The organism is Streptomyces sp. CB01635, from assembly GCF_002803065.1.
Classification (GTDB): domain Bacteria; phylum Actinomycetota; class Actinomycetes; order Streptomycetales; family Streptomycetaceae; genus Streptomyces.
The window spans coordinates 811,233-835,668 of record NZ_NNBL01000002.1 but is presented as its reverse complement, the minus strand read 5'-3'; the positions used below and the strand labels follow the sequence as shown (position 1 = coordinate 835,668).

The window sequence follows — 24,436 nt, the reverse complement described above, 5'->3', positions numbered from 1 at the left end:
TTGTTGGTGCCTTCCCCCATTGATCTCCGCCGGTTCCCGCGCGTTCGCTCAGACCCCGGCCGCCCCCAGGAGCGACCCCGCCCCGTACGTCACGGCCATCGCGAGCGCCCCGCCCGCCATGTTCCGCCACACCGCGGGCCCCACCGCCGCCGACCCCGTCCGGGCGCTGCTCCAGCCGGTGAGGGCGAGCGCCGCGAGCACGGAGACCACGGTGACGGGCAGCCGCCAGGCGCTGGGCGGCAGGACGATCGCGAGCAGCGGGAGCAGCGCGCCCACGGTGAAGGCGAGGAAGCTCGCCCAGGCGGCGTGCCACGGGTTGGTGAGATCGTCGGGGTCGATGCCGAGCTCCACGCGCGCGTGCGCACGCAGAGCGTCACGCGAGGTGAGCTGCTCCGCGGCCTCCCGCGCCACTTCGGGGCTGAGCCCTCGGTCCTCGAGCAGCCCCGTCAGCTCCACGAGCTCGGCTTCCGGGTACTCGCGCAGCTCCCGCTTCTCCTGCGCGAGCGCCGCCTTCTCCGAGTCGCGCTGCGTGGACACGGAGACGTACTCCCCCGCGGCCATCGACATGGAGCCGGCGAGCAGCCCGGCGAGGCCCGCCGTCAGGAGCGTGCTGCGGTCCTCGGTGGCGCCGGCCACGCCGACGACCAGCCCGGCGGTGGACACCACTCCGTCGTTGGCGCCGAGCACGGCGGCGCGCAGCCAGTTGAGCCGCGCTCCGAGCGCGCCGCCGTGGGACTCCTCGTGCGGTGCATCCTGCACATCGTCAGTCACCCGACGAGCATCGCACCTGGGTCACCAGATCCGGACCGACCCTCCCCGGGCGAACACCGGACTTGTCGCGTCCTTCGGCGCCTCGTCGAGGGGTTCGCCCAGTTCCTGGACGGTCGGTCCGACGCGGGCCGCGATCGGGTCGAGCAGACCGAGGTCGAAGCCGTAGACACGGGCCGTGTTGCCGCCGACCATCGCGGCGATCTCGTCGCGCGGCAGCCCCGCGTACGCGATCCGCAGCCCTTCGCGCGTGTACGGGTACGTGCCCTCGTCGTGCGGGTAGTCGCTGCCCCACATGATCTTGTCGAGGCCGATGCGGTCGCGCAGGGGCACCTCGTGCGGGCGCATGAAGCTGGCCCCCACGTAGCAGTTCTCACGCCACACCTCGGACGGCCCCTTGCCCATCGAATCGGCGAGCCCCGCACCGAACTTGGACTCCGCCGTGTTCGCCCGCGTCGCCGCCGCCACGAGTCGCCCGTGGTAGTAGTCCAGCATGTCCAGGACCCCGGGGATCCAGCCCGAGCCCTGCTCGGTGAGGACCAGCTTCAGGCCGGGATGGCGGCGGAACGCGCCGCCGAACACCAGGTGCCACAGGGCCCGGTGCGAGAACCACGTCGTCTCCACCATGAACACGGCGCGCGCCGCCGGTTCGTCGCCGAGCGGCGGGGACGCCGAGCCCGCGTGGTGGTTGACCGGCACACCGAGCTCGGCGCAGGTGGCCCAGATCGGGTCGTACGCTGCCGAGTACAGCTCGGGAAGGCCCGAGCCCGGCGGTGTGCCGGGCAGCAGCAGGCCGCCCTTGAGCCCGGCGGCAGCAGCCCACCTGATCTCCTTGACGGCCTCGTCGACGTCGTTGAGGAGGATCTGGAAGACGCCCGCCCTGCGCCCCGGAGCGGCGGCGCAGAAGTCGGCGAGCCAGCGGTTGTGGGCACGCAGCCCCGCCCAGCGCCGCGTGAACTCCTCGCGGGTCGGGGCCGGGGCCATCAGGGACGCGGACGGGAAGAACGGCGGGATCGTGTTCGGGAAGACGACCTCCGCGACGATCCCGTCCTGTTCGAGCTCGGCGATGCGCCGGTCCGAGTTCCAGTTGCGGTCGGCGGTGTCCGCGAGCAGGTCGGCGTACGGATTGACGTAGCTCGCCGCCCACGCGTCGAACGCGTCGTGGTGGCGGGACTCCAAGTAGGGCCGGTAGTCGAGGAGATCGGCTCCCGCGTGGCAGTCCGCGGAGATCACGGTGTAGCGCTCGCTCATGAGGTCACCCCCAGGGTGGGGAAGTCGTGGTCGGTCAGCCAGTGGCGGCCCACCTCGCGCGAGCGCGCCCAGGAGGCCTCGACGGCCGACTGGTCGGTGTCCTGGCCGAGTTCGGCGGGGGTCGGGCCGATGCGGGCGGCCAGCGGGGCCAGCTTCCCGGTGTCGAAGCCGAAGACCTCGGCGGCGGCGAGGCCCAGCATGCGCCGGGTCTCCGCCACCGGAATGTCGTGGAAGGTCTTCTTCAGCCACGTGCGCGTGTCGGGCCAGGTGCCCTCGGGGTGCGGGAAGTCGCTGCCCCAGAGGATGTTGTCGACCCCGATCTCGTAGCGCTGGGCGAGTTCGCGGCGCTTGGTGTTGGTGGCGCAGATGAACACCTGGCGGTCCAGGTACTCGTGCGGGGAGCGCTTGAGCTCGGCGAACGGCGAGAGCTTTTTGCCGCCGTGCGCGCCCAGGTAGAGGCGGTCCATGAACCACAGCAGGTTGGGCAGCCACCAGCAGCCCGACTCGGCGACGCCGAACTTCAGGCCCGGGTGGCGCTCGAAGACGCCCGACCAGAGCATGAACCACAGTGGTCGCGCCGGCCACCACGTCACTTCGGAGACATAGATCCCGAGGTGGTCGCCGTACTCGTGGCGGGGCGCCGCCCCGGAGTGCGTGACCACGGGCATCGCACACTCCGCCGCCGCGGCCCACACGGGGTCGTAACGCCGGTCATGGTAGGGCGCCTTGTCGACCCACATGGAGGGAATCATCAGCGCGCCGAGCCCGGACTCCTTGGCGCGGTGGACCTCCGCCACGACGCGCTCGACCTCGCCGGTGATGGGCAACAGGGCGACGCCGCAGTGCCGTTCGGGGTGTTCGGACACGAAGTCGGCGAGCCAGCGGTTGTGCGCCTGAGCGCCCGCCATGCCGAGCTCCGGATCCTGGTCACCCGAGAGCCCGAGCCCGACGCCGAAAGGCGCCGCCGTCCGGCTGTCCACGGCGTCCGCGTCGGGAAAGACGACCTCGGCGGCCACCCCGTCGCCGTCCAGCTCCTTGAGGCGCTGCGCGGAGTCCCAACCGCCGCGCAGGCCTTCCGAGTTGTCGGCGAACCATTTGGCGGCGAACGCGTCGTTGCGGATGCCGAGCCGCGTCGCCTCCTCGCGGCGGGCGCCCCGCTCGCCGAGGAACTCGTCGAAGGCGCGGTGGAAGCGGCTGTCCAGATAGGGCCGGTACTCCTCGGTGGGCAGCCCGGCGTGGCAGTCGGAGGAGATGATCAGGTAGGGGTCCTGGTCGGTCATCACATGCCCTTCAGTCCAGAATGAAGCTCTCCAGGTACGCCGGGTTCGCGCGCTCCAGCATCGAGGCGGACCTGGCCTTGATCTGCCGGTCGCTGTGCTCGCTCTCGGGCAGCAGCCAGAAGCGGCCGGCCGCGATGCCCTCGGCGACGAAGTCCGCGACCTCCTCGACCGGCGTGAACGCCACCTCCTGGCCCGCTTCCTTCATCGCGGACTCCCACTGGCCGAGGCTGCGGTACGGGGTCCTGCGCGGCCTCTCCTTGGCGTACCGCTCGGGCCGGTTGCGGTGCGACTCCCACAGCCCGGTGCGCAGCATGTGGGGTCCGGGGAAGAGCACGGAGGCGCCCACGCGCGCGTGCTCCGCCTTCAGGTGCGCGTACAGGGACTCGGTCATCGTCACGACGGCCGCCTTGGTGACCGCGTACACGGAGGCGGTGGGCAGCGGGGCGATGCCGCCGTCGCCGGAGGACGTGTTGACGACGTGGCCGGGCGCGCCTCCCTCGATCATGCGCGGCACGAAGGCCTGGATGCCGTGGAAGACGCCCCACACGTTGACCTCGAAGGCCCACTTCCAGTCGTTCGGTTCGTGCTCCCACATGCGGCCCTCGGCGCCCGAGCCGACGCCCGCGTTGTTGCACAGGACATGGACGGCGCCGAACCTCTCGTACGCCGCGTCCGCGAGAGCGAAGACCTGGCCGCGGTCCCCGACGTCGACCACGCGCGCGTGCACGGTGGCGCCGTCCTCGCGCAGGCCGGCGGCGGCCTTCTCCAGGGCGGACTCCTCGACGTCCGCGAGCACGACCTTCAGGCCGTCGGCCGCGAACCGCCGTGCCATGGCAAGGCCGATGCCGCTCGCCGCGCCCGTGACGACGGCGACCTGTCCCGCCTCCAGCCGCATCAGACGCTCCCCTCGGGTGGCCCGTCGAGGATCTGCTGCGGGTCGTCGTAGCGCTGGTGGATGTACGGCAGCAGGGCCTGCGCGCTGACGCGTTCGACGACCCGGCCCTTCTGGTCGGTGGTCTTCTCGCCGATGGTGAGCTCGACGAGGGCGCGCACCGGCAGGTCGGCGACCGGGTCGTACATCGACTCCCGCAGGACGACGTCCCCAGCGATCCGCTCCAGCTTGCGGATCTTCTCGTTGCGCTGGCAGTGCACGAGCACCGGCTCGACGTCGAAGCCCGAACCGTCCACCGCGGGAAGGAACTTGAAGTAGAAATCCGTCTTCAGCGCCGGCTCGGGCAACGGCAGCGCGCCACTCACCGCGCCGCGCACCTCCACGAAGGCGATGCCGTGCCGGGCGAGCGCCGCGCGCACCACGAGGCCGTCGCGCTCGACGCTCACCTCGCCGAGCTTCTTGGGCTCGCCGAAGACCTCACGGCCGCCGACCAGGGCGCGCTCGTGCGTCATCGGCATGACGAGCGGATACCAGCCCTCGACGCCGCCGTGCTCGGCGGCGACGGCGACCGAGCCGGCGCCCAGGGGGTAGCCGGGCAGGTCGACCTTGCTGATGTTGGCCCGCACCAGCGGGCGTTCGGTGGGCTTGAGCGGGGGCGGAAGTACCGCAGCGACCGCGTCCGGGTCGCTCTCCCAGACGGCCACCACCCCCGTGGACCAGATGTCGGGGAGCTTCGAGCTCGCGGTGCGCGCGGCGGAGATCTCCGCCTCCGTGCGTGCTCCGTATCGAATGCGTGCCATGTCGTACCACCCTTCGTCGGCGCGGACTTGCGTGGACGGGCGTGCACTTGCGGATGCTCTGTAACACAGTTACAACAGCTTCCGTGAAGGGTAAAGACACGCGCGCACATCTCGACCGGGAACAGGTCCTCGCCGCCGCCTCAAAGCTGGTGAAACAGCAGGGTCCGCAGTCCCTGACGATGCGCAAGCTCGCCGCCGAGCTCGGTACCGCCGTCACCTCCATCTACTGGCACGTCGGCAACCGCGAGTCGCTGCTCGAAGCCCTCGTCGAGCGCACCGTCGCCGACCTCGGCGAGATCCGCCCCCGCGGCGCCACACCGCAGGCGCGCGTCGTCTCCGTCGCCCGTGCCCTGCGCCGGCAGCTGCGCGACCATCCCCACCTCGTCGCGATGGTGCACGAACGCGGCCTGACCGAACGGATGTTCCTGCCTGCGCAACAGGTCCTCGTGCGCGAGGTGCACGCCGCGGGCCTGCGCGGGACCCGCGCCGCCGGAGTCGTGCGGGCGGTGCAGTTCCACGTCGTCGGCCATGTCCTGGTGGAGCGTCAACGCGAGCGCGCGCCCGTGCAGCGGCCCGGCGAGGAGGAGCTGTGGGGCGCACGGACGGCGGAGGGCGACGCCACGCTGGCGCGCGCGCTCAGCCTTCCGGCCGACCCGGAGAAGGTGTTCGACGTCTCCGTCAGGGCTCTGGTGTCAGGCCTGTTGCGGACATAACGGACGCTGCCGCGGGGCCGGGCGACGGAGGTGTCAGTCGTGGCCCGTATCCTCATGGACCATGCTCGAAGACCAGACGACCGCCGCGTCCGCCGCTCCGTGGCCGGCCGCGTATCCGCAGGGATACGCGGTCGTCGACGTGGAGACCACCGGCCTTTCCCGGGACGACCGGATAATCTCCGCAGCCGTCTACCGGCTCGACGCGCGGGGCGAGGTCGAGGACCACTGGTACACGCTGGTCAACCCCGAGCGCGACCCGGGCCCCGTCTGGATCCACGGCCTGACGAACGACACGCTCGAAGGCGCACCCCTCTTCAAGGACATCGCCGAGGAGTTCGCGACCCGGCTCGACGGCCGCGTCCTCGTCGCGCACAACGCGGTCTTCGACTGGTCGATGATCGCCCGCGAGTACGCCCGCGCGGAGAGCACCGCCCCCGTCCGCCAGCGCCTGTGCACCATCGCACTGTCCAAGGAGCTCGGACTCCCCCTGCCCAACCACAAGCTGGAGTCCCTCGCCGCACACTTCGGCGTCGTCCAGCGCAACGCGCACCACGCCCTCGACGACGCGCGCGTGCTCGCCGAGGCGTTCCGGCCGAGCCTGCGGGCCGCCGCGAGCGGCGGCGTGCGTCTGCCCCTGCTCGAGTGCAGGCCGCTCACGGAGTGGACGGACGGCGCGGCACGGATCGGCCGCCAGGGCTCGGCCCCGTCGTCGTCCTCGTACGGGGGCGGCGGGACGTGGCGCCCCTCGCGCAAGCGGCAGCCGTGCCCGTACCCGAACCCCGGACGGTACGAACCGGGCAAACAGCTCAAGCAGGGCATGCGGGTGGCGTTCTCCGGAGACACCTCGGTGGACCGCGAACTCCTGGAGGACCGCGCCGTCGAGGCCGGACTGCACATCGCGACGAGCCTGTCCCGGCTCACCAGCGTCCTCGTCACGAACGACCCCGACTCCTATACGTCGAAGGCCGTCAAGGCGAAGCAGTACGGGACACCGGTCATCGACGAGGCGGCTTTCGGTCAGCTCCTGCGGGACGTGGCCCCGGCGTCAGACGGGTGATTGCGCGGCGACTCGCCCGCCCACCGCTCGCCCCGCGCGACCGCGACGCCCACCCTGTGGCGCATGGCACGTTGTGAGGTCTGCGGAAACGACTACGGAATGTCCTTCGAGGTGCACGCGCAGGGCGCGGTGCACGTCTTCGACTGTTTCTCCTGCGCCATCCACCGCATGGCACCGATCTGCGAGCACTGCCGGTGCCGCATCGTCGGGCAGGGAGTAGAGGTCGACGGGCACTGGTACTGCGGGGCGCACTGCTCCCGCGCGGAGGGGAAGGTGGGGATCGTCGACAAGGTCTGACCCACCGGGCACACCCCCGTGATGTCGCCCCACGACCGAGTTGTACGGTCGTGGGGTGTACCGCTTCCTGTTGTCCCGGCAGTGGGTGATCCTCACCCTCATCACCCTTCTCCTCATCCCCACGATGATCGAGCTGGGCTTCTGGCAGCTGCACCGTCACGAGCACCGCGTCGCGCAGAACGACCAGATCGGTGCCGCGCTCGCCGCGAAGCCGCTGCCCGCCGAGCAGCTCACCTCTCCGGGGAAGCCCGTTCCCAAGGCCGAGATCCACCGCAGGGTCTCCGCGAAGGGGACGTTCGACACCGCGCACGAGGTCGTCGTGCGGCGCCGCACGAACACCGACGACGAGGTCGGCTTCCATGTCCTGACCCCGTTCGTCCTCGACGACGGCAAGGTGCTCCTGGTCAACCGCGGCTGGATCCCGGCCGACGGCGCGCAGACCGCGTTCCCGAAGATCCCGGCGCCCGCGCGCGGCGAGATCACCGTCACCGGCCGCCTCATGGCCGACGAGACGACCGCCGCGAGCGGCATCAAGGACATCAAGGGCCTGCCGGACCGTCAGATCATGCTGATCAGCAGCGGCCAGCAGGCCAAGGCGCTCGGCAAGCAGGTCCTCGGCGGCTTCATCGAGCAGACGACGCCCGAGCCGAGGCACAACACCCCCCAGCTGATTCCGACGCCCAACCACAGCGACATCGGGCCACACATGGCGTACGCCGTCCAGTGGTGGCTGTTCGCCGCGGCCGTGCCCGTCGGCTTCGTCGTCCTTGTCCGGCGCGAGCGCCGCGACCGCGCCGAGGCGGCGACGGCGGAAGAGACCCCGGCGGGCCCCGAGCCCGCCACCGTGTAGGCCCGGGCCACCACCGCACGCGCATTCGCCCTCACCCGCCCGGCCCCCGGTGGGATTGGCGGCCCCGTCCGCCGGGAACCCGGCTCACGTGCACCGACCTCTTGAGGACTACGCGCTCATCGGCGACCAGCAGACGGCCGCCCTCATCTCCCGTGCCGGCTCCGTCGACTGGCTCTGCCTCCCGCGCTTCGACTCGGCGGCGTGTTTCGCGGCGCTCGTGGGCAAGGAGGACAACGGCCACTGGCAGCTCGGCCCGAAGGACGGGGGCGACTGCACGCGCCGCTCCTACCGCCCCGGCACCCTGATCCTCGACTCGGAATGGGACACCGACGAGGGCAGTGTCCGGGTCACCGACCTGATGCCGCAGCGCGACAAGGCCCCCGACCTCGTACGCCTCGTCGAGGGACTCAGAGGCCGCGTCACGATGCGCAGCACGCTGCGTCTGCGCTTCGACTACGGGTCGATCGTGCCGTGGGTGCGCAGGTCCGACGGCCACCACGTGGCCGTCGCGGGGCCCGACTCGATGTGGCTACGCAGCGAACCCCCCGTGCACACCTGGGGCAAGGACCTCACCACGCACTCCGAGTTCACCGTCGAGGAGGGTGAGTCCGTCGCGTTCGTGCTGACCTGGCACCCGTCGCACGAGCCGCGCCCGGGCCTCATCGACCCGTTCGAGTCCCTGCGCCGCTCCCAGGAGGAGTGGGAGGAGTGGTCGGCGCAGTGCCGCTACGAGGGCCCGCACAAGGACGCGGTCCTGCGCTCCCTGCTCACCCTGAAGGCGCTCACGTTCGAGCCGACCGGCGGGGTCGTCGCCGCGCCGACGACATCGCTGCCGGAGGAGCTCGGCGGCGTGCGCAACTGGGACTACCGCTACTGCTGGCTGCGCGACTCGACGCTCACGCTGGGCGCGCTCGTGTCGGCGGGCTATCTGGACGAGGCCGAGGCGTGGCGTGACTGGCTGCTGCGCGCGGTCGCGGGCGATCCTGCGGACCTGCAGATCATGTACGGACTCTCGGGCGAGCGCCGGCTGCCCGAGATCGAACTCCCGTGGCTGGCCGGATACAGCCACTCCGTCCCCGTACGCTCGGGCAACGACGCCGCGCACCAGCTCCAGCTCGACGTGTACGGGGAAGTGATCGACTCGCTCGCCCTGGCGCGGCAGGCGGGCATGCCGTCCGAACCGCACGCATGGCGGCTGCAGCTGGCCCTCGTGGGGTTTCTGAGCACCGCGTGGCGCCAGCCCGACCAGGGGATCTGGGAGGTCCGCGGCCCGCGCCGGCACTTCGTGCACTCCAAGGTGATGGCGTGGGTGGCCGCCGACCGTATCGTCAGCGCCCTGGAGGACGAGCCCGGTCTTTTGGGCGATCTCGACGCCATAAGGCGGCTCCGCGACGACATCCACCGTGACGTGCTGGCGCGCGGATACGACCCGGAACGCAACACGTTCACCCAGTACTACGGCTCGACCGCGCTCGACGCCTCGCTGCTGCTCATTCCCCGCGTCGGCTTCCTGCCGCCCGACGACCCGCGCGTCGTCGGCACCGTCAAGGCGGTCCGCGACGAGCTCTCCCACGACGGCTTCGTGCGCCGCTACAGCGCCGAGGCGAGCGGCCTCGACGGCCTCCCCGGCCGCGAGGGCACGTTCCTCGTCTGCTCGTTCTGGCTCGCCGACGCGCTGCATCTGACGGGCCGTACGCAGGAGGCCCGCGAGCTGTTCGACAAGCTCTGCGGGGTCGGCAACGACCTGGGGCTGCTCGCCGAGGAGTACGACCCCCTGTCGGGGCGCCAGCTCGGGAACTTCCCGCAGGCGTTCAGCCATATCGGCCTGGTGGGGACCGCCCTCACGCTGTTCGGGACCGGCGAGGCAGGATAGGACCCATGGATCTTGGACTGAAGGACCGTGTCTACGTCGTCACCGGAGCCACGCGTGGCCTGGGCAACGCCGCCGCGCGTGAGCTCGTCGCCGACGACGCGAAGGTGATCATCACCGGGCGGGACGAGAAGCGGGTGGCCGAGGCCGCCGAAGCGCTCGGCGAGAACGCCGTGGGCGTCGCCGCCGACAACGCCGACCCCGACGTCGCGCGGCGCCTGATCGAGGCCGCGCGCGAGAACTTCGGCGGCTTCGACGGCGTACTGATCAGCGTCGGCGGGCCGGCCCCCGGCTTCCTGGCGGACAACACCGACGAGCAGTGGGAGTCGGCTTTCGAGTCGGTCTTCCTCGGCGCCGTGCGGCTCGCCCGCTCGGCCGCGGCCGAGCTCGGTGAGGGCGGTGTCATCGGCTTCGTGCTCTCCGGCTCCGTACACGAGCCGATCCCCGGCCTGACCATCTCCAACGGTCTGCGCCCCGGGCTCGCCGGCTTCGCGAAGTCCCTCGCGGACGAGCTGGGTCCGCGCGGCATCCGCGTCGTCGGGCTGCTCCCGGCACGCATCGACACGGACCGGGTCCGCGAGCTCGACGGCCTGTCCGCCGACCCGGAGGCGACCCGCGCCGCCAACGAGGCGCGCATCCCACTGCGCCGCTACGGCCGGCCGGAGGAGTTCGGCCGCGCCGCCGCGTTCTTCCTCTCGCCCGCCGCGTCGTACCTCACAGGCGTGATGCTCCCGGTGGACGGCGGCTCCCGACACGGCTTCTGAACAGTCGGGCTCCGAGTCACGGGGTCTGAGTCACGGGCTCCGAGTCACGGGGTCAGCTCACGCGCTCCGCGCGGTGCTTCACCGCGCGGAGCCGCACCTCGGCCGGCAGGGCGGCGAGCCCGGCGGAGTCCCGCGCGTGCCCCAGGGCCTCCTCGCTGATCTGCTGGAGGGCCGCTCCCGGCTCCGCGTGCGGTTCGAGGAGCAGGCCCATGCGTACCTGGGGTGCGGAGCGCCGCCCGGTCAGGACGACCCCGGCGCGCTCCACGCCGTCGAGCGACTCCGCCTCACTGGCGAGGACCCCTTCGAGCGCGCGCCCGCGCAGCAGCGCGCCCTCGCCGTCCCCGGTGTCGACGAGGACCTCGGTGAGCCGGCGCCGGCGCAACTGGGCGACCAGCCACCACAGGGCGAGCAGCACGCAGACGGCGATCGCGGCGATGACGACCGGCCACCACCAGCCGTCGTCGCGCCACCGGTAGCGGTCCGCCTTGCTCAGCAGCACGTCGTGCCGGCCGTCGTAGATCCACCAGGACGGCGGGGGCGCGCCGAGTCCGACGGCGAGTACGGACCCCCCGATCACGACGAGGATCAGTCCGACGAGGCCGACGACGACCCGGTTCACGGTCCTGAGCACGGGGCTCATCCCTTCTTTCCGGGCCGCGCCACGTGCACGGAGAGGCCGGGCGTGGAGGTGAGACCGAGACCCTTGACGGCCTCGCCGATCACGGTGTCCAAGTCGGCGCGTACGTCGTCGAGTTGACGGAAGTGCGAGAGGGCCCGCACCTCGACCTTGGAGCGCTTCATCCGGACGCGTACGGACTGCACGCCCGCCACCTCCATGGCCCGGTCGCGCAGGACCATGGCGGCCGCGTCGCGGTGCAGTCCGGCGCGTACGTCGGTGTGGGTGCGGCGCATCGGCAGGACGGCGCGAAGGCCGGGCGTCGCGGCGAGCACGATCAGCCACAGCCCGAGCGCGGCGGCCACACCGGCGCCGACCAGCACCCACACGTTGTCCAGGGGCCGCTCGGCGAGTTCACGGGCCAGGGCGCGCCGCCAGTGCATCGCGGAGTGACCGGCGCGCACGGCGGCGATGTCGTACAGCAGAACCCCGGAGGCACCGAGGAGGACGACCGCGACCAGTGCGGCGGGGATGCGGCGCGGCGACCAGAAGCGGCCGTTGCCGTGCCCGCCCTCCGGCGTGGGCAGCGCCTTGTACGTGGCCGCAGACCCCGACTGGCCGAACTGGTCGAGCTCGCCCTGCCCGCGTTCGACGACGGGCAGGGGCTGTGTGGGCTCGCTCATCGGATCCTCCGCTGTGCCGCGCCGCGATCGTGCTCCGAGTGCAGCCGCTCCACCTGGACGGCCACCTCGGGCACCTCCATCCCCGCCAACGCCTTTACCCGCTCGGCGACTTGGCGACGCACGGCACCGCACTGCGTCCCGATGTCGCCGGGGTAGTCCAGCTCGAGACTGATGCGCACATGGGCGATGTCGTGGCGCACGGAGACGGTGGCGTGCGGCGCGCTGCCGCCCGTGGGAACGGCGGGGATCGCCTCACGCGCCGCCTGTGCGGCGATCTTCGCGACGACCCGGTCGGCGATCCGGGTCGCGCCGCGCTCGGCGGGCGCGACCTGCGTCGCCACCGGTCACCGCCGCCGGTCGCCGCGCGTGCGGAAGAAGTCGCCGGGTTCCAGGTCCCCCTCGAGGAACCGGCCGGCGACGAAGCCGACGGCGCCGAGCGCCGCCACCAGCAGGAAGGCCCCGAAGCCGCCGAAGTATCCGGCGAATCCGAGAGCCATTCCGGCGATCATGCCGATCACGGCCAGGTTCATCGAGCGCTCCTCCTCAAGGGCAAGCTCGCGAGCGGATGGTTACTGAAGCCGGGACTCCGGCTCCTCGTCCTCTTCGTCGGGCAGCTTCACATCGCTCACCGCGATGTTGACCTCGACGACCTCGAGGCCGGTCATGCGCTCGACGGCCGCGACCACGTTCTCGCGCACGTCGCGGGCGACGTCGGCGATCGACACCCCGTACTCCACGACGATTTCCAGGTCGAGCGCCGTCTGTACCTCGCCGACCTCGGCCTTCACCCCGCGCGACACGGATTTGGTGCCGCCGGGCACCCGGTCGCGTACGGCTCCGAAGGTGCGGGACAGGCCGCTGCCCATCGCGTGCACGCCCATGACGTCCCGCGCCGCGAGGCCGGCGATCTTCTCCACCACACCGTCGGCGATGGTGGTGCGCCCTCGCGTCCCGGCGGATCCCCCGCCCCGCTTGGTCACACTGGTCCTGCCCCCGGTCGCTTCGCCCGGCTTCTCTACGGTGTCACTCATCGCGGGTCGTCCCTTTCGAAGAGGTTCTCTCAGGCCGTTCTCTGGGAGTCACTGCTCTTTCGCCCACACTAAGTGCGGTTGCCCGGTCGCGCGCCAGGGATACGGCAGGCTGGGGCAATGAGCGCTGACCGATGGACGCAGGCAGTACGGCACCAGCTCGGACTCGGCAGGCTGGTACCGCTCGGAGGGCCGCGAGACGGGTGCTGGCTGGCCGAGTCGGCGGCGCGGTCGGCGTTGCGCCAGGCAGTCCAATCGGTGCACGGGGTGCGGTTGGGAAGCCTGCGCGTCGAGCTCGCCGACCCCGACGGTTCCTACGAGTCCGCGGTGCCCGCGCCGCCGAGTGCCCTGCCGCCGGGGCCGCTGAGGATTGTCGCGGAGTGTGCCGCGGCGCCGGACGAACCGCTGCCCACGGCCGCGTCCCGGCTGCGGGCGGCCCTGAACGGCGCGGCGTCCGACGGGCTCGGGCTCGCGGTGGCGGAGGTGGACCTGCGGGTGACGGCGCTGCTCGACGACGGCCCGGAAACCGAGGCCGCCCCAGGACATTCAGAGCCAGATATCGCGGACGGCGGGCAGGCGAAGGCCGACAGTGACGAGGAACGGGCCGGACAGGCCGCGCTCTCCGTCCCGGGGGTGGCGCGGCTGACCGGTTCGCTGGGCGGCCTGGGGCGCGCGGTGCACATCGGGGAGCGTCCCGAGGGTGCGGCCACGCTGCCGCGCCGCCATGTGCGGATCGAACTGGCCGTGTCGGGCGGGCGGCGGGTGCTCGATGTGGCGCGGGACGTGCGGACGGCGGTCACCGAGGCCCTGGCGGATGATCCGTCAGTGGCCGTTCTGGTGACCGCCGTGAGCTGAGGGCCGTCCGGCCCCGGTCATGCGGGGGTCGCGTCAGTCGCCGAGGCCCGCGAGGTCCCGGAGCCGGCGTCCCTGTGCGGCGCGCTCGGCGGTGCGCTGCTCCTCGTACGAGCGTCCGGAGACGCCCTGGAGCAGGGCCTTGGTCTCGATGACGGCGTCGCGGGGCGCGGCGATGAGTGCGCCGGCGAGGTCGCGCGCGGCGGCGTCGAGCTGGTCGGCGGGCACGACGAGGTTGGCCAGGCCGATGCGGCCGGCCTCGTCGGCGTGGACGTAGCGGCCTGTGACGCAGATCTCCAGGGCTCGCGCGTATCCCACGAGGGAGACGAGGGGGTGCGTGCCGGTGAGGTCGGGCACCAGACCGAGGCTGGTTTCGCGCATGGAGAACTGCACGTCCTCGGCCGCGATCCGCAGATCGCAGGCGAGGGCGAGCTGGAAGCCGGCACCGATCGCGTGTCCCTGCACCGCGGCGACTGTGATGAGGTCGCTGCGCCGCCACCAGGTGAACGCCTCCTGGTACTCGGCGATGGTGTCGTCGAGCACGTCGTCGGAGCCGCGCGCCAGGTCGATGAAGGACGGCTCGCCGTCGAAACCCTCGGGCGTGAACGCCTGACGGTCGAGGCCCGCGGAGAACGAGAGTCCTTCCGCGCGCAGTACGACGACGCGCACGCTGCCCGGCAGGGACTTCCCGGCGTCGGCCAACGCCCGCCACAGAGCGGGACTTTGGGCGTTGCGCTTGTCCGGGTTGGCCAGCGTCACCGTGGCGATGGAGCCGTCGACGGTGAGGCGGACCCCGTCCTTGTCGAGTACCGGCGCGAGCGAGCCGGATCCGCTGTCGGGCGAAGCCATGTGTGCCTCCGATGGTGTGCGCAGTCGGTCGAGGACGTTTCGACGTCCTCGAAACTACTGCACAGTAACCAACCGGCCGGTCGGCGGACCGACCGGGTGGTCACCATCGAAGCCTGTGCACTGCCCGGGTCAGCCGGCCGCGGTCGCCTTCTTGCCGCGTGTAGCCCCGCCGCGACCTCGCAGCGTGACTCCCGACTCACTGAGCATCCGGTGCACGAACCCATACGAGCGGCCGGTTTCCTCGGCCAGCGCTCGGATGCTCGCACCGGAGTCGTACTTCTTCTTCAGGTCTGCCGCGAGCTTGTCGCGCGCGGCGCCGGTTACCCGGCTGCCCTTCTTCAGAGTCTCGGCCACCCGTGCCTCCTCATGGGAAGTGCGCTCTGGACTTCTCATGATCACCCCTCCCGGGCTTCCTGGCCACCCATTCGGCAAGGTCCGTACGACGAGCTTGTGCGGTCGGGAAGCGGCCGACACGAGTGGAACGGAGGGTTCCGGGCGCACCCGGGCGGGGCCTGAAACGGGGTTCCCCGCGAAAGGCCAGGTCAGCGCCTTGCCAGGTGGCACAAGGGCCCCGGCGGGGGTGCGGCGACGGAATGCGTGTAGGACACACCGCGGTACGAGGAGATCTCACTCAGATGATGGATCACGGATCGGCCGAATGATCCATACCGAGTGGATCAGGCTTTCGATCAAGCCGCGCTGACGGCCGACCGTGATCGTGCGCGCCCGGAAGGGGGCGCAGAAGGGGACGCGGGCGGGGTCAGGCGAGGCTGACCAGATCCGCGTAGTCCTGGCCCCAGAGGTCCTCGACGCCGTCGGGCAGCAGGATGATCCGCTCCGGCTGGAGCGCGTCCACGGCGCCCTCGTCGTGGGTGACGAGGACGACGGCGCCCTTGTAGGTGCGCAACGCGCCGAGGATCTCCTCGCGGCTGGCCGGGTCGAGGTTGTTGGTGGGCTCGTCGAGGAGCAGCACGTTCGCGGAGGACACGACGAGCGTCGCGAGCGCGAGGCGGGTCTTCTCGCCGCCGGACAGGACACCGGCCGGCTTGTCGACATCGTCCCCGGAGAACAGGAACGAGCCCAGCGTCTTGCGCACCTCGACCAGGTCCAGGTCGGGGGCGGCGGAGCGCATGTTCTCCAGGACCGTGCGCTCGGGGTCGAGGGTCTCGTGCTCCTGCGCGTAGTAGCCGAGCTTGAGGCCGTGGCCCTCGATGATCTCGCCGGTGTCCGGCTTCTCGGCGCCGCCGAGCAGCTTGAGCAGGGTGGTCTTGCCGGCGCCGTTGAGGCCGAGGATGACGACGCGCGAGCCCTTGTCGATGGCCAGGTCGACGTCGGTGAAGATCTCCAGGGAGCCGTACGACTTCGACAGGCCCTCGGCCATCAGCGGCGTCTTGCCGCACGGTGAGGGCTCGGGGAAGCGCAGCTTGGCGACCTTGTCGGAGACCCGGACCGCGTCGAGCCCGGCGAGCAGCCGGTCGGCGCGCTTGGCCATGTTCTGCGCGGCGACGGTCTTGGTCGCCTTGGCGCGCATCTTGTCGGCCTGGGAGTTGAGGGCCGCGGCCTTCTTCTCGGCGTTCTGGCGCTCGCGCTTGCGGCGCTTCTCGTCGGCCTCGCGCTGCTGCTGGTAGAGCTTCCAGCCCATGTTGTAGACGTCGATCTGGGAGCGGTTCGCGTCCAGGTAGAACACCTTGTTGACGACCGTCTCGACGAGGTCGACGTCGTGGGAGATCACGATGAAGCCGCCGCGGTACGTCCTGAGGTAGTCGCGCAGCCAGACGATGGAGTCGGCGTCGAGGTGGTTCGTGGGCTCGTCGAGGAGCAGGGTGTCGGCGTCCGAGAAGAGGATGCGGGCCAGCTCGATACGGCGGCGCTGACCGCCGGAGAGCGTGTGCAGGGGCTGGCCGAGCACGCGGTCGGGCAGGTTGAGCGCGGCGGCGATGGTGGCGGCCTCGGCCTCGGCGGCGTATCCGCCCTTGGTGAGGAACTCCGTCTCCTGGCGCTCGTACTGCTTGAGGGCCTTCGCGCGCGTGGCGCCCGTGCCGTTGGCGATGCGCTGCTCGTTGTCCCGCATCTTCTGGATCAGGGTGTCCAGGCCGCGCGCGGACAGGATGCGGTCGCGGGCCAGGATGTCGAGGTCGCCGGTGCGGGGGTCCTGCGGGAGGTAGCCGACCTCTCCGGAGCGGGCGATCGTGCCGCCGGCCGGGGTGCCTTCACCGGCGAGGCACTTGGTGAGGGTCGTCTTGCCCGCGCCGTTGCGTCCGACCAGGCCGATGCGGTCGCCCTTGGCGATACGGAAGGTGGCGTTCTCGATGAGGATGCGGGCGCCGGCGCGCAACTCGATGGCCGAAGCGGTGATCACGGACAGACTCCTGAGCAGGGAATGGACGGCGGAAGGGCTACTGAGGGCGATGAGCCGTCTAGTGCGTGCGGAGAATGGCCATGGGCCAAGTCTAACGGGACGATGCAAACAGGATTCCGCCGTGCTGTTCCGGGGCCGAGGGGCAGACCGCCACGAAGTGTCCGATAGTGGGCGTTGGGCGGCGGGCCGCCGCCCCTGACGTGCGGCAGAGGGCGGTGCGGCCATGCAGTTCGACGACGACGCCGACCTGGACACCTCCGAGGTCCAGGACAGGCGCCGGGTCCCCGGCGGCCGGCGGACCATCGGCGGCGGCCTCGCGGGGTTGCTCGCCCTTCTGGTCGGCCTCTTCTTCGGCACCGACGAATTCGGCCTGTCCTCCGGCGGCGGCGAACCCGACGCCACCGTCTCGTCCGCGGCCCAGGTCAGCCAGGACTGCCGTACGGGCCAGGACGCGAACAGCAAGGAGGACTGCCGCATCGTGGCGGTCGTCAACAGCGTCCAGGACTACTGGCGTCAGGAGTTCCGCGACCGCAGGGGCACCTACTCCCCCGCGCAGACCGTGTTCTTCACCGGCCAGGTCCAGACGGCGTGCGGCACGGCGACCTCGGCGGTCGGGCCGTTCTACTGCCCGGGCGACCGCAAGGTCTATCTGGACCTGGGCTTCTTCAACGACCTGCGCACCAAGTTCGGCTCCAGCGGCGGGCCCTTCGCGCAGGCGTACGTGGTGGCGCACGAGTACGGACACCACGTCCAGAACCTGATGGGGACGCTCCAGCGCTCCCAGGACGGGCGTACGGGCCAGAACAGCAACGCGGTGCGGGTCGAGCTCCAGGCGGACTGCTACGCCGGGGTGTGGGCGCACCACGCGACGACGACGCCCGACGACAAGACGGGCAAGCCGCTGATCACGAACCTCACCGACGCGGACATCCGCGACGGCCTGGGCGCGGCGGCCGCCGTCGGCGACGACCGGATCCAGGAGAAGTTCCAGGGCCGGGTGACGCCCGAGTCCTGGACGCACGGCTCGGCCCAGCAGCGCCAGGAGTGGTTCTACGAGGGCTACCGCACCGGCGACATGGCGCGGTGCAACACGTTCCGGTGAGCGCGGCCGGCTCGCCGGGCGGATTGTCAGTGCCGGGTGCCAGTCTGGATTCGGCAGCACAGTCCCGACCGGCGAAGAAGGTGACGAACGAGTGAGCACAGTGAGCGGTACGAAGGGGGAGGGGCCCGCGAGTTTCTACCCGTCCTTGCTGTACGCCGACGCGAAGGCCGCGATCGACCAGCTGACCTCGGCGTTCGGCTTCACCGCCACGGCCGTGCACGAGGGCGAGGGCGGCTCGGTGATGCACGCCGAGCTGACGTACGGGAACGGCGCGGTGATGCTCGGCTCGAAGGGCCGCGGCGGCCGCTTCGACGAGGCCATGAAGGGCGCGGGCCCGACCGGCATCTATGTCGTCGTGGACGACGTCGACGCCCATCACCGCCGGGCCGTCGAGCACGGCGTGGAGATCCTGATGCCCCCGACGGACCAGGACTACGGCTCCCGGGACTACATGGCCAAGGACGCCGAGGGCAACGTGTGGAGCTTCGGGACGTACGCGCCGCAGATACCGGCCTGATCGCAGGGGCGCGGCGTCACACGCCTCCGGTGTGCACCTGGAAGGCGGCCCGGCGGACGGCCTTGGCGAGCGCCGGGTCCGGGTGCGCTGCGGCCAGCGCGACGAGGACCTGGACAGTGCGCGGGTGCCCGGCCGCCCGGACCTCGTCGAGGAGGGCCGGCACGGTGGGCTGCACGGCGGACTCCAGGTGGCGTACGAGGAGCTGGGCCTCGCCGTGGTCCGCGACGGCCGCCGCGGTGTCCACCCACAGCCAGGTCGTCTCCTCACGGGTCAGCACCATGTGGACGTCCTCGGGATCGGCTCCCTCGTACTCGGCGAGCCACAGCAGCGCGTAGGGGCGCAGTGGCGGCTCGTCGGCGACGGACCGGACGACGGGCTCGGCGGGGGCTCCGACGACGCGCAGGGCCTCGAATGCGAGCCCGCGCAGCAGGGCGTCCTCGCCGCGGGCGGCGGCGATCAGCTCGGTGACGGCGCTGCCGACGGGGCGGGCGGCGAGCCAGGCGCGGTATTCGGCGCGGGCCGCGTTCGGGCGCAGCCGTGCGCAGCCTCTGAGCATGGCATCGGCGGACTGCTCGATGTTGCCCGCCGGGGACTGGGCGGCCACGCAGATCTGCTCCAGCTTGACCCAGACCGCCCAGCTGCCGAGCGGCGTGAGGGTGGCCTGGCTGTCGGCGTAGGTGAGGGCACCGACGGCGGCGAGGCCGTGCAGGGCCCAGTCGAGGAGCGGGGGGAGGGTGGTGCCGGTGGTGGCGGTCGCGGTGTCGGTGGGCTCGGGCTGCGGGCCGTAGGGGATCTCGCAGCGTTCCGTGCGCAGTTCCTCGACGCGCTGGCCGAGCAGATCGAGGAGCTGCGGTACGGGGACCGGGCCGGCCGAGAGCTGGAGGAGGGAGAGCACCTGGGGCATCGCCTCGACGACCTCGGCGACCGCGGCGGCCTCCAGGCTCTTGTTGGCGGGGTGGGCCAGGGACCAGGCGTCGAAGAGCGCGACCCAGCCGCGCAGCACGGCGGTGTCGTCACGGTCCCAGGCGCGCAGGCGCCAGCCGGGGCGCGCGCTGTCGCCGTGCACCTCGACGAGGCCCGCGAGGCGTGCGGTGTCCCAGTCCGCGCGGACCTGCCGCGGGGTCAGGTCCAGGTCGGCCGCCGCGCGTTCGGCGGTGGGTGGGGACAGGGCGCCCCTGCCGTCGGGGGTGCCGTGGCCGCTGCCGGGGCTGAGGACGGCGTCGGCCCAGCGGGCCACGCGGACGGCGTCGGCGAGGCCGCGGCGGGCCATGCGGGCCAGTTCCGCCGGGGGTGGGGTGCCCTCCGGCGGGCGGGGCGCCGGGCGGGGCGGGCGTGCCTGGGTCACCACTCCGTCGGTCCGCACGGGGGCGGCGGCAAGGGTGCGCGGGCGGACGAGTCGGAGCCTGGAGTCGCGCGGGATACGGGACGTCACGGGGGCAGTCTTCCGGTTGACGGTCCGAAAACCCAAACGGAATCGTTTCGGGGCTCTTTGCGGGCGCCGCGGGAGGGTTCGCGGACCGGCGTGCGCCGGGGGTCTACGCGGGCCTTCCTGCACATCTGTCCCGTGCGTATGACGGAACCGTGAGGAGCTACATGAGGGGGGTGAGGAAGCGGCGGAGCGTCTCCTCGTACGTCTGCGGGTCGGCGTTCCACATGGCTCCGTGCGGGGCGTTGTCCACCGTGTGGAGCGAGACCAAGTCGGGGCGCCGGGCCGCCAGTTCGCGGGACAGGCCCCAGGGGGCGATCTCGTCGTCGGGGCCGTGCATCAGGAGCGTGGGCACCTTGAGCGCCTCGGGGTGGGCGGCGGTGTCGAGGCGGTCGCCGTGCAGCCCCGTGCGGCCCTGGGCGGCGCGGACCGCGAGGGGGAGCAGGGGCCTGGGGACACGGCGGGCCTCGGCGAGGGCACGCAGCGTCACGTCCCAGGCGAGGACGGGTGAGTCGAGGACGAGCCCGGAGATACGGTCCCGCAAAGCGGAATGGGCCGCCGCGTGCAGGGCCATGGCGGCGCCGGTCGACCAGCCGTGCACGATGACGCGTTGCGCTCCGTAGCGCACGGCATAGCGGATCGCGGCGTCCAGGTCGCGCCACTCCGTCTCGCCGAGGTGGCCGAGGCCGTCCGGGGAGCGGGGGGCGCCGAGGTCGCCGCGGTAGGCGAGGTCCAGCACGGGGAAGCGGTGGCGGTGCAGGAAGTCCATGAGGACCATGGGGTGCTCGCGTGTGGTGCCCAGGCCGTGGACGGTGATGACCCAGGTGTCGCGGGCGCCGGGGACGAACCAGGCGGGGAGCCCGCCCAGTTCGCCGGGGATGTCGATGTCGGCGTGGTCGAGGCCGAGTGCCGCCTTGGGGTCGCCGATGTGGACCTGGGGGGTGAGCCATGCCTTGGCGCCGGGTTCGAGGGAGCCGTGGGTGACGCGCTCCAGGCGGCGTACGACGGCGTCCGCCGCGTGCGGGGCGGACTCGAGTACGGGCCCGACCACGGCGTGGAATCCGTCGCCGCTCAGGCCGTACGTGCCCGGGCGCAGGGAGGCCAGGTCGCGGGTGAGCGTGATCTGGCCCGCGGCGGTGGCGTGGACGGTCAGGCGTGGCTCGGTGGGCAGGGGCCGGCCCGCGGGCGCCTTGAGGGCGGCATCGCTGGCGAACCGGCCGGCCGCGATCGCGGCCGCGCCGGCACCGATGACTGCGGTGACGGCAGCGGCCGTCGCTCTGGCGGTGCGCACCGTCCCAGTGTCCGCGCCCGGGCTCCGACCGGCCAGTGGGGCGAGGCCGGGGGGCCGTCGGGTGCCGGTTCAGCCCGGCTGCCCGTACCCCCGCAGCTTCTCCTCCACCTCGCGCACCTGGTCGCGGGTGAGGAGCGTCGGCGTGTGGTGGGGATGGGCGCTCGCGGTGAGCCAGACGCGGCACAGCCATTCGAGCTGGGCCGTGCGGTCGTAGGCGGCGGCGAGGGTGTCGCCGTAGGTGAGGGTGCCGTGGTTCTGGAGCAGGCAGCCTGTCCGCCCCTTGAGAGCGTCGAGCACGTTCTCGGCCAACCGCTCGGTGCCGTACGTCGCATACGGGGCAACCCGGACAGGTCCGCCGAGGGTCGCGGCCATGTAGTGGATGAGCGGGAGCTCGGGCACGAGGGTGGAGACGGCGGTGGCGTGGACCGCGTGGGTGTGGACGACGGCACGGGCGGGCGTCGCGCGGTAGACCGCCAGATGCATCGGGAGTTCGCTGGTCGGGGTCAGGGTTCCGGCGCGCTGCCCGCCGTCGAGGCCGACGGCGACGAGGTCGTCCGGGGTGAGCTCGTCGTAGGGGACCCCGCTGGGCGTGACGAGGACGGTGTCGCCGATGCGCACCGAGACGTTTCCCGAGGTCCCGACGACGAGGCCGTCGGTGACGGTGCGCCGGGCCGTCGCCACGAGCGCGCTCCATGCCTGCGCGAGTCCGTCCGCGCCCTGCCCTGCCTCGCCCGGTTCCTGCGCCATGCCCGCATCCTGCCAGCCGCCCGGCGGGCCCGCGTGGATCGTGGCGCCCGGGCACTTTAATGCGGATCCGAGGAGTCCGGAAGCGCACGAATGGGCATGAATGCCCGCCTGGAAACGATTGGCTGGAGACCGACGGGCTCAGCGGGATCTTCCGGTAGCCTCCGGTGGGATTTGTCATGCACGTCGCCATTCCGGGGGGAAATATGGCTCGTGGTCACAAGCCGTCCCGTCGCCGCGCGCAGATCGCGGCCGCGACATCACTCGCCGCCCTGACGTTCGGGGGAACCGCTCTCGCACAGGCTCCGGCGTCCGCGGCGGGCGGCACCAAGGGGCACGACGTCTCGTCGCACCAGACGAACGTCGACTGGCAGAAGGCCAAGAGCAAGGGTGCACGGTTCGTCTACGTCAAGGCGACCGAGTCCACCACCTACCGCAATCCCTACTTCAGCCGGCAGTACAACGGAGCGCGCAGCGCCGGCATCATCCGCGGCGCGTACCACTTCGCGCTCCCGAACAAGTCGTCCGGCCGGACGCAGGCCTCGTACTTCGTGCGCAACGGGGGCGGGTGGCGGGCGGACGGCTGGACGCTGCCGCCGGCGCTCGACATCGAGTACAACCCGTACAGCTCGAAGAAGTGCTACGGCCTGAGCAAGGGGAAGATGATCTCCTGGATCAGGTCGTTCAGCGACGAGGTGCGGCGCAGGACGGGCCGCCGGCCGGTGATCTACACCAATTACCGCTGGTGGAAGAACTGCACGGGCAACAGCGCGGCCTTCGCGGGGAACCACGCGCTATGGCTCGCCCGCTACGACGAGTCCGCCGGGGCGCTGCCGTCGGGCTGGTCGTACTGGACGTTCTGGCAGTACGACAACAGCGGCGGACTGCCGGGTGACCAGAATCTCTTCAACGGTTCACAGGCGCAGTTGCGGAGGTTCGCCCGCGGCTAGCGGAAGGCTTACTTCCGCTTGATTGAGCCACCGTTCCGCTTCGCGAACGACCCCGTGCCGCCGCCCCGTTTCCAACGGAGTGGCGGCACTCCGCTTCGAGTCACCGCACCGCCCGCCTCAGTTCATCTTCCGTTCACTCAGATTGCCTACGGTCGCCGAGCCACTGACGTCCAACAGAAGCCTGGGTAAATGGAACACATCACGCTTCTCCTCGGGATCGTGATCGTTACCGCTCTCGTGTTCGACTTCACGAACGGTTTCCACGACACAGCCAACGCGATGGCCACCACCATCTCGACCGGCGCTCTCAAGCCCAAGACGGCGGTGGCCATGTCCGCCGTGCTGAACCTCGTCGGAGCCTTCCTCTCCGTGGAGGTCGCCAAGACGATCTCCGGCGGCATCATCAACGAGGACGGACTCAAGACCGAGGTCATCTTCGCGGCGCTGGTGGGCGCCATCCTCTGGAATCTCCTGACCTGGCTGGTGGGCCTCCCCTCCAGCTCGTCCCACGCGCTCTTCGGCGGCCTCATCGGTGCCGCCGTGATGTCGATGGGCTGGTCGTCGATCAACGGCGGCACCGTCGTCACCAAGATCCTGCTCCCGGCCGTCGCCGCGCCGCTCGTGGCGGGCATCGCCGCGACGCTGGCCACCCGGCTCACGTACCGGATAGGCAGCAAGACCGACCAGAAGGCGACCGCCAAGGGCTACCGCGCCGGGCAGATCGCCTCCGCGGGCCTGGTCTCGCTGGCGCACGGCACGAACGACGCGCAGAAGACGATGGGCATCATCACGCTCGCCCTGATCACGGGCGGCGTCCTCAGCCCCGGCGCCAACCCCCCGATGTGGGTCATCGTCTCGGCCGGTGCGGCCATCGCGCTCGGCACCTACCTCGGCGGCTGGCGCATCATCCGCACCATGGGCAAGGGCCTCACGGACCTCGCGCCGCAGCAGGGCTTCGCCGCCCAGACCAGCGCCGCGACCGCGATCCTCGCCTCCTCGCACATCGGCTTCTCGCTCTCCACGACGCAGGTCTGCTCCGGCGCCGTCATGGGCTCGGGCCTCGGCCGCAAGGGCGGCGTCGTCCGCTGGTCGACCGCGACCCGCATGTTCATCGCCTGGGGCCTGACCCTGCCGGCCGCCGGTCTGGTCGGCGCGGGCGCCGAGTTCCTCACCAAGCAGGGCTCGTGGGGCGTCGCCGTCACCGCGCTGCTCCTGATCGCCGGCGCGGGCATCATCTGGGCTCTGTCCCGGCGCAACTCGATCGACCACACGAACGTCACGGACGACGACATCGATGGCGTCGACGTCCCGGACGAGCCCGCCGGCGTCGTGACCACCGCGATCGCGGCCGTCACCCCGCCGCCCGCCGGCACGGTCGCGGACCTGGACACCGACGTGAAGACCACCATCCCCGCCTCGCCCGCCCCGCCTTCGGCGGAGCCCGTGCGCCCGGCCACGGTCTAAGGAAACAGCAGCG

The 24,436-nt window shown here is 71.7% G+C and carries 27 protein-coding genes; 11 read left to right on the top strand and 16 right to left on the bottom strand.

Translation table 11 applies throughout. The features are described 5' to 3' along the window. Window positions 1–48: 48 nt before the first annotated feature. The 5 genes from CG723_RS07865 to CG723_RS07845 are packed head-to-tail and all read right to left on the bottom strand — an operon-like array spanning window position 49 to window position 4,991. A complete protein-coding gene (locus CG723_RS07865; RefSeq protein WP_199841684.1) occupies window positions 49–771 on the bottom strand; it encodes a VIT1/CCC1 transporter family protein in 723 nt (240 codons plus the stop codon). A gap of 21 nt (window positions 772–792) precedes the next feature. Beyond that, a complete protein-coding gene (locus CG723_RS07860; protein ID WP_100592505.1) occupies window positions 793–2,019 on the bottom strand; it encodes an amidohydrolase family protein in 1,227 nt (408 codons plus the stop codon). Further along, window positions 2,016–3,299, bottom strand: coding sequence for an amidohydrolase family protein (locus CG723_RS07855; RefSeq protein WP_100592504.1), 1,284 nt, complete (start codon window positions 3,297–3,299; stop codon window positions 2,016–2,018). The genes CG723_RS07860 and CG723_RS07855 overlap by 4 nt, the downstream gene beginning before the upstream one ends. 10 nt (window positions 3,300–3,309) lie before the next feature. After that, on the bottom strand, window positions 3,310–4,194 hold the full coding sequence (locus CG723_RS07850; RefSeq protein WP_100592503.1) for an SDR family NAD(P)-dependent oxidoreductase: 885 nt from the start codon (window positions 4,192–4,194) through the stop codon (window positions 3,310–3,312). Beyond that, on the bottom strand, window positions 4,194–4,991 hold the full coding sequence (locus tag CG723_RS07845) for an acetoacetate decarboxylase family protein (protein WP_100592502.1): 798 nt from the start codon (window positions 4,989–4,991) through the stop codon (window positions 4,194–4,196). The genes CG723_RS07850 and CG723_RS07845 overlap by 1 nt, the downstream gene beginning before the upstream one ends. Before the next feature lie 83 nt (window positions 4,992–5,074). Between CG723_RS07845 and CG723_RS07840 the strand changes: the two genes are divergently transcribed. The 6 genes from CG723_RS07840 to CG723_RS07815 all read left to right on the top strand — a co-directional run bounded on the left by CG723_RS07840 (window position 5,075) and on the right by CG723_RS07815 (window position 10,542). Further along, window positions 5,075–5,704 (top strand): TetR/AcrR family transcriptional regulator, encoded by a 630-nt coding sequence (locus tag CG723_RS07840; RefSeq protein ID WP_234374182.1) that lies wholly within the window; start codon window positions 5,075–5,077, stop codon window positions 5,702–5,704. Between the two features lie 61 nt (window positions 5,705–5,765). Beyond that, the gene (locus CG723_RS07835; RefSeq protein WP_100592500.1) at window positions 5,766–6,761 is read left to right on the top strand and encodes a DEDDh family exonuclease; all 996 of its coding nucleotides are present in this window, start codon (window positions 5,766–5,768) and stop codon (window positions 6,759–6,761) included. 63 nt (window positions 6,762–6,824) lie between these two features. Next, a complete protein-coding gene (locus CG723_RS07830; protein ID WP_100592621.1) occupies window positions 6,825–7,058 on the top strand; it encodes a hypothetical protein in 234 nt (77 codons plus the stop codon). Window positions 7,059–7,113: 55 nt separating this feature from the next. Next, complete coding sequence (locus tag CG723_RS07825; RefSeq protein WP_100592499.1) at window positions 7,114–7,908, top strand: SURF1 family cytochrome oxidase biogenesis protein; 795 nt, start codon at window positions 7,114–7,116, stop codon at window positions 7,906–7,908. An 88-nt stretch (window positions 7,909–7,996) separates the two neighbouring features. Further along, window positions 7,997–9,781, top strand: coding sequence for a glycoside hydrolase family 15 protein (locus CG723_RS07820; RefSeq protein WP_100592498.1), 1,785 nt, complete (start codon window positions 7,997–7,999; stop codon window positions 9,779–9,781). Window positions 9,782–9,786: 5 nt separating this feature from the next. Then, window positions 9,787–10,542, top strand: coding sequence for an SDR family oxidoreductase (locus CG723_RS07815; RefSeq protein WP_100592497.1), 756 nt, complete (start codon window positions 9,787–9,789; stop codon window positions 10,540–10,542). Between the two features lie 52 nt (window positions 10,543–10,594). On the opposite strand, the gene amaP is transcribed toward CG723_RS07815, so the two are convergent. Genes amaP through CG723_RS07790 form a run of 5 tightly spaced genes read right to left on the bottom strand, consistent with a single transcriptional unit; the run spans window position 10,595 to window position 12,872 of the window. Further along, window positions 10,595–11,182, bottom strand: a complete 588-nt coding sequence (amaP, locus tag CG723_RS07810) for an alkaline shock response membrane anchor protein AmaP (protein ID WP_100592496.1) — start codon at window positions 11,180–11,182, stop codon at window positions 10,595–10,597. Continuing rightward, the gene (locus CG723_RS07805) at window positions 11,179–11,841 is read right to left on the bottom strand and encodes a DUF6286 domain-containing protein (RefSeq protein ID WP_100592495.1); all 663 of its coding nucleotides are present in this window, start codon (window positions 11,839–11,841) and stop codon (window positions 11,179–11,181) included. The genes amaP and CG723_RS07805 overlap by 4 nt, the downstream gene beginning before the upstream one ends. Next, on the bottom strand, window positions 11,838–12,182 hold the full coding sequence (locus CG723_RS07800; RefSeq protein ID WP_100592494.1) for an Asp23/Gls24 family envelope stress response protein: 345 nt from the start codon (window positions 12,180–12,182) through the stop codon (window positions 11,838–11,840). Before CG723_RS07800 ends, CG723_RS07805 begins: the two co-directional genes overlap by 4 nt. A 3-nt stretch (window positions 12,183–12,185) precedes the next feature. Beyond that, window positions 12,186–12,371: a hypothetical protein gene (locus tag CG723_RS07795; protein ID WP_100592493.1), complete on the bottom strand. Its 186-nt coding sequence runs from the start codon at window positions 12,369–12,371 to the stop codon at window positions 12,186–12,188. A gap of 39 nt (window positions 12,372–12,410) precedes the next feature. Beyond that, the gene (locus tag CG723_RS07790) at window positions 12,411–12,872 is read right to left on the bottom strand and encodes an Asp23/Gls24 family envelope stress response protein (RefSeq protein WP_100592492.1); all 462 of its coding nucleotides are present in this window, start codon (window positions 12,870–12,872) and stop codon (window positions 12,411–12,413) included. A gap of 117 nt (window positions 12,873–12,989) precedes the next feature. Here CG723_RS07790 and CG723_RS07785 point away from each other — a divergent pair, with 117 nt between their 5' ends. Then, complete coding sequence (locus CG723_RS07785; protein ID WP_100592491.1) at window positions 12,990–13,724, top strand: Asp23/Gls24 family envelope stress response protein; 735 nt, start codon at window positions 12,990–12,992, stop codon at window positions 13,722–13,724. A gap of 33 nt (window positions 13,725–13,757) precedes the next feature. On the opposite strand, the gene CG723_RS07780 is transcribed toward CG723_RS07785, so the two are convergent. The 3 genes from CG723_RS07780 to CG723_RS07770 form a co-directional block, all read right to left on the bottom strand. After that, the gene (locus tag CG723_RS07780; RefSeq protein ID WP_100592490.1) at window positions 13,758–14,570 is read right to left on the bottom strand and encodes an enoyl-CoA hydratase/isomerase family protein; all 813 of its coding nucleotides are present in this window, start codon (window positions 14,568–14,570) and stop codon (window positions 13,758–13,760) included. A gap of 129 nt (window positions 14,571–14,699) precedes the next feature. Continuing rightward, entirely contained in the window at window positions 14,700–14,924 is a 225-nt protein-coding gene (locus CG723_RS07775) for a helix-turn-helix domain-containing protein (protein ID WP_189492003.1), read from the bottom strand. 406 nt (window positions 14,925–15,330) lie between these two features. Continuing rightward, window positions 15,331–16,929, bottom strand: coding sequence for an ABC-F family ATP-binding cassette domain-containing protein (locus CG723_RS07770; RefSeq protein WP_100592489.1), 1,599 nt, complete (start codon window positions 16,927–16,929; stop codon window positions 15,331–15,333). Between the two features lie 223 nt (window positions 16,930–17,152). On the opposite strand from CG723_RS07770, the gene ypfJ reads away from it, so the two are divergent. Both ypfJ and CG723_RS07760 read left to right on the top strand, forming a co-directional pair. Further along, the gene (gene ypfJ, locus CG723_RS07765) at window positions 17,153–18,031 is read left to right on the top strand and encodes a KPN_02809 family neutral zinc metallopeptidase (protein WP_100592488.1); all 879 of its coding nucleotides are present in this window, start codon (window positions 17,153–17,155) and stop codon (window positions 18,029–18,031) included. 100 nt (window positions 18,032–18,131) lie between these two features. Next, window positions 18,132–18,548 carry a VOC family protein gene (locus CG723_RS07760; RefSeq protein ID WP_442802532.1) on the top strand — a complete coding sequence of 139 codons (417 nt, stop codon included), beginning with the start codon at window positions 18,132–18,134 and terminating at the stop codon, window positions 18,546–18,548. A gap of 16 nt (window positions 18,549–18,564) precedes the next feature. On the opposite strand, the gene CG723_RS07755 is transcribed toward CG723_RS07760, so the two are convergent. The 3 genes from CG723_RS07755 to CG723_RS07745 all read right to left on the bottom strand — a co-directional run bounded on the left by CG723_RS07755 (window position 18,565) and on the right by CG723_RS07745 (window position 22,012). Beyond that, entirely contained in the window at window positions 18,565–19,980 is a 1,416-nt protein-coding gene (locus CG723_RS07755; protein WP_199841683.1) for a hypothetical protein, read from the bottom strand. A 157-nt stretch (window positions 19,981–20,137) separates the two neighbouring features. Next, window positions 20,138–21,265: an alpha/beta hydrolase gene (locus CG723_RS07750; protein WP_100592486.1), complete on the bottom strand. Its 1,128-nt coding sequence runs from the start codon at window positions 21,263–21,265 to the stop codon at window positions 20,138–20,140. Window positions 21,266–21,334: 69 nt separating this feature from the next. Further along, window positions 21,335–22,012, bottom strand: a complete 678-nt coding sequence (locus CG723_RS07745; protein ID WP_100592485.1) for a class II aldolase/adducin family protein — start codon at window positions 22,010–22,012, stop codon at window positions 21,335–21,337. A 203-nt stretch (window positions 22,013–22,215) separates the two neighbouring features. Here CG723_RS07745 and CG723_RS07740 point away from each other — a divergent pair, with 203 nt between their 5' ends. Together CG723_RS07740 and CG723_RS07735 are read left to right on the top strand one after the other, a co-directional pair. Beyond that, window positions 22,216–22,959, top strand: coding sequence for a lysozyme (locus CG723_RS07740; RefSeq protein WP_100592484.1), 744 nt, complete (start codon window positions 22,216–22,218; stop codon window positions 22,957–22,959). Window positions 22,960–23,148: 189 nt separating this feature from the next. Further along, window positions 23,149–24,423: an inorganic phosphate transporter gene (locus CG723_RS07735; RefSeq protein WP_100592483.1), complete on the top strand. Its 1,275-nt coding sequence runs from the start codon at window positions 23,149–23,151 to the stop codon at window positions 24,421–24,423. Window positions 24,424–24,436 lie beyond the last annotated feature (13 nt).